5 protein-coding genes are annotated in these 3595 nt (G+C 63.7%); 4 read left to right on the top strand and 1 reads right to left on the bottom strand.

From position 1 onward, the window contains the following. The 4 genes from M9890_15600 to M9890_15585 all read left to right on the top strand — a co-directional run. A partial coding sequence (locus tag M9890_15600; GenBank protein ID MCO5178379.1) for a histidine phosphatase family protein occupies positions 1-500 on the top strand: 500 nt, incomplete at its 5' end. Beyond that, positions 497-1285 carry an MBL fold metallo-hydrolase gene (locus tag M9890_15595; GenBank protein MCO5178378.1) on the top strand — a complete coding sequence of 263 codons (789 nt, stop codon included), beginning with the start codon at positions 497-499 and terminating at the stop codon, positions 1283-1285. The genes M9890_15600 and M9890_15595, both read left to right, overlap by 4 nt. Continuing rightward, the gene (locus M9890_15590) at positions 1275-2189 is read left to right on the top strand and encodes a P1 family peptidase (protein ID MCO5178377.1); all 915 of its coding nucleotides are present in this window, start codon (positions 1275-1277) and stop codon (positions 2187-2189) included. The genes M9890_15595 and M9890_15590 overlap by 11 nt, the downstream gene beginning before the upstream one ends. A gap of 72 nt (positions 2190-2261) precedes the next feature. After that, positions 2262-3131 (top strand): sugar phosphate isomerase/epimerase, encoded by an 870-nt coding sequence (locus M9890_15585; protein ID MCO5178376.1) that lies wholly within the window; start codon positions 2262-2264, stop codon positions 3129-3131. Between the two features lie 79 nt (positions 3132-3210). Here the strand turns inward: M9890_15585 and rpsI are convergent. After that, on the bottom strand, positions 3211-3595 hold a 385-nt coding region (rpsI, locus tag M9890_15580), incomplete at its 5' end, for a 30S ribosomal protein S9 (GenBank protein ID MCO5178375.1).

Here is a 3595-nt window from a genome sequence, read left to right as displayed (position 1 = left end):
CGCTCTACTCAAGCCCGCTGCAGCGCGCACTCTTCACCGCGCGGGCCATCTCACGCAACATCGGGCTTGACCCGATTGTCGAGGCCGGTCTGGCGGAGATGAACTTCGGAGCAGTTGAGGGACACAATATCGACCAGTTGGGAGCGACCTGGCCGGACCTGCTCAAGCAAATCCGTGAGTCACGCGACGCTGACGTGCAATTTCCGGAGGGCGAATCGCGCAGCCAGTTCCACTACCGCGTGCGAACGACGCTCGACGCCATCGCCACCGCAGCGCAGGGGCAGCGCATCGTCGTTGTCGCGCACGGCGGTGTGATCAGCTCGGCGGTCGCGCAGATCCTCGGCGACGATCCGGGGCAGTGGCAGAAATACGCCGTTGACAATTGCAGCATCACTCACATTGAGCTGTCCACCACGAAGCCGGTCGCCCACATGATCAACGATGTCGTTCATCTCGATGTGCTCAACGCCGAGCGCGCGGAATTGCCGAACACGCCGTGAGCCTGCGCTTGACGGTCCTCGGTGGTGCGGCAGCATGGCCAAACCCTGGGCAAGGATGCTCTTCTTATCTCATCGAGTCAGACGCAGCCGCCGTCCTTCTCGACTGCGGGCCAAACACGCTGTCGACGCTCCGCGAACACATCGACTACCACTCCGTCACCGCCGTCGTTCTCTCCCATTGGCATTCGGATCACGTTCTTGATCTGATCCCCTACCGCTATGGGTTGATCTACGGTCCAGGAAGTCTCGATGCGCCGATACCGCTCTGGGTGCCTCGCGACGTCGAACAGCGCTTGCACGAGCTCGCCGCCGCGCTCTCAGACCCTGAAGACGATCCGACAGCGTTTTGGGCTTCGACGTTTGCGATTCGCGAATTTGGCGACGCATCGCTGATACGCCTCGGCGACCTCACGATATCGATGCACTGGTCGCAACACTACGTACCCTGCTACGCCATGCGGGTCGAACTCGAGTCATCAGGGCACGTCATTGCCTACTCCGCTGATGCCGGGGCGATCGAGCCGTTGATTGAGATGATGCGCCACGCAGATCTCGCGATCATCGAAGCGACGCTCGACGACCACGGCGACACGCAACCGTCAGAACGAGGCCACTTGACGCCAGAGGACGCCGGCAGGCTCGCGCGCCTGGCCGGTGTGAAGTCTTTGTTCCTCACGCATCTCTGGTCCGAGCGCGACCCAGCCTCGGTGATCACACGCGCACAGAGCGAGTACGACGGACCGGTCACAGTTGCAGAGCGAGGGCTGAGTATTGATGTCAACTAGCTGGTATCGGGTTGGCCATACGACCTATGACGACGACCGCACCGGCTGCACGGTCATTCTGTTTGATGGGCTCGTGCCGGCATGGGCGGATGTTCGCGGCGGCGCGCCCGGAACGCGCGAAACCGATCTCCTCGGACCGGGCCGAGCAGTTGGGCAGGTAAACGCCATCCTGCTGACCGGCGGCAGCGCGTTCGGTTTGGCAGCTGCCGATGGCGTCATGCGCTACCTCGAGGAACAGGGCAGCGGATTCCCGACCGGTGCCGGTCCGGTACCGATCGTCGCCGGAGCAGTGATCTTCGATCTGCCGGTCGGAACGCCCAGACGTCCGACCTCCGACGACGGCTATGCCGCCTGTCAGAGCGCAGTCGCCGCGGCCTCATCCGCTGGTCGCGTAGGTGTCGGAGCTGGCGCGACTGTTGCGAAGCTGGGCGGCCTAACGCCACATGCAGGTGGACTCGGTGTCGGTGTCGCGCACGTCGATACTACAGATGTCGTCGCGCTCGTCGCACTGAACGCCGCCGGTGACATCGTCGATCCGGCAACCGGCGCGCTGCTGAGCCGCGACGCGGAAACACCCGCGACCGCCCGTCCATCGCGCGAAGCGTTGCTGCGCGGAGCAGGGCGCGCGACAGAAGGCGAAAACACGACGATCGGCGCGGTGCTGATCGGCGAGCCGGTCAGCCAGCTGACGCTGGTACGCGCCGGAATAGCGGCCCACGATGCGCTAGCTCGGTGCGTTGTCCCAGCGCACACGCTCGTTGATGGCGACACGTTCTTTACGGCCGCACCATCCCGCGGAGAGACCGAGCCGAGCCGCGTGCTGAAACTGTGCGGCGCTGTTGAGGTCGCTGTCGAGCGAGCGATCACAGGACTGTTTCAACCGACCAGGGATACTGTTCGATAGTCGGGCCGAGTGCTACACTGCGCCCAGTCGGCTACGCCGTGTATCCACCTGGTAGATCTGGCCACTCTGCACATGCAACTGTCCATCGCCGTCGGCGCGCTCATGTTTTATCCGCTCAGCACAACGCTTCGCATTGCTCGGTCTGCTGGTGCAGATGCGGTCGAAGTCATGCTGACCAATCGACTGCAAGCGTATGGCGGAAGCGCCATCACAGAGCAGGCGCATCGAGCTGGCGTTACTGTCGCATCCGCACACGCCGCGCTGTCATTCCGCGAAGAGTCGCTGGATGAAAAGACGGCGTCTGATATGGCGTCGATCAGGACCGCCACCGCGATTGAAGGTTGCTGCGTCCTCGTCCTGCACACCCCACTCGACGCGAGCGGGCGAATATCGACCATCCAGCACTGGCTCGATGCGATCGTTGAATTCCGCGAACGTCTCGATCCGACGCTGACGCTCGCAATCGAAAACCGAGCTCAGAATTGGGATGGCATCCCCGGGCAGTGGCTGGACGACATGCACAGGCTGGCGTCTGTTGCTGGTGAGTGGGGTACGCGCGTGTGTCTCGACCTCGCCCACGCCGCGAGCTTCGGGCTCGATCTGGCCACGTGCATCGAGGCAACCGGACCGGCGCTGGCGAACATCCACCTCAGCGACGCCTGTGACCGGCAGTTGCGTGGTGGTGTGCTCAATGGCCTGTACCGCGACCACCTGCTGCCCGGTGACGGAACGCTCCCACTGAACGACGCCATCGGCCAGCTGAGTGCTATCGATTATTCCGGTCCGCTGACACTGGAGTTCAGCCCTCGATCGCTTGGCATCTGGCTGCCTGGCGTGCCGCAGCGGCGGCTGTCGCGTACGGTCAGCGACGTCCGAGCGCGGATCGCCGCGACGGCGGTATCGTCCGCGCAACCTGCCAAGAGTAAACGACAGCGGATCTAACTTTGCAGAAACGACAACGGCGGAGCGCTGAGCGCTCCGCCGTTTGGATATGTCCGTGGTCGCAGTACGACCGAGCGTTTTACCGCTTGGTGTACTGAGGTGCCTTGCGGGCCCGCTTGAGACCGACCTTCTTGCGCTCCTTGACGCGAGCATCGCGTGTCAGCATACCGGCGCGCTTCAGGCCGGGCCGCAGCTCCTCGTCAGCGCGGATGAGGGCGCGCGAGATGCCGTGGCGGATTGCTCCGGCCTGGCCGGTCACACCGCCACCGACGACACGCACAACGACGTTGTAGCGCTCGAGCGTGTTGGTCAGCTGCAGCGGCTGGCGCAGCATTTGCTGATACAGGTCACGTCCGCCGAAATACTCGGCCGACGTCTTGCCGTTGATCGTGAACTCACCGGCACCCGGGTACAGGCGAACACGCGCGACGGCGCTCTTCCTGCGTCCGGTGCCATAGAAATAC

The sequence above is a fragment of the Thermomicrobiales bacterium genome (assembly GCA_023954495.1).
Lineage (GTDB): Bacteria > Chloroflexota > Chloroflexia > Thermomicrobiales > CFX8 > JAMLIA01.
This window is presented reverse-complemented; position numbering and strand designations above follow the sequence as displayed.

Excerpts from the sequence above, each read along its gene's own strand:
- M9890_15590 (MCO5178377.1), top strand. The coding sequence starts at position 1,275 with ATGTCAACTAGCTGGTATCGGGTTGGCCATACGACCTATGACGACGAC.
- M9890_15585 (MCO5178376.1), top strand. The coding sequence starts at position 2,262 with ATGCAACTGTCCATCGCCGTCGGCGCGCTCATGTTTTATCCGCTCAGC.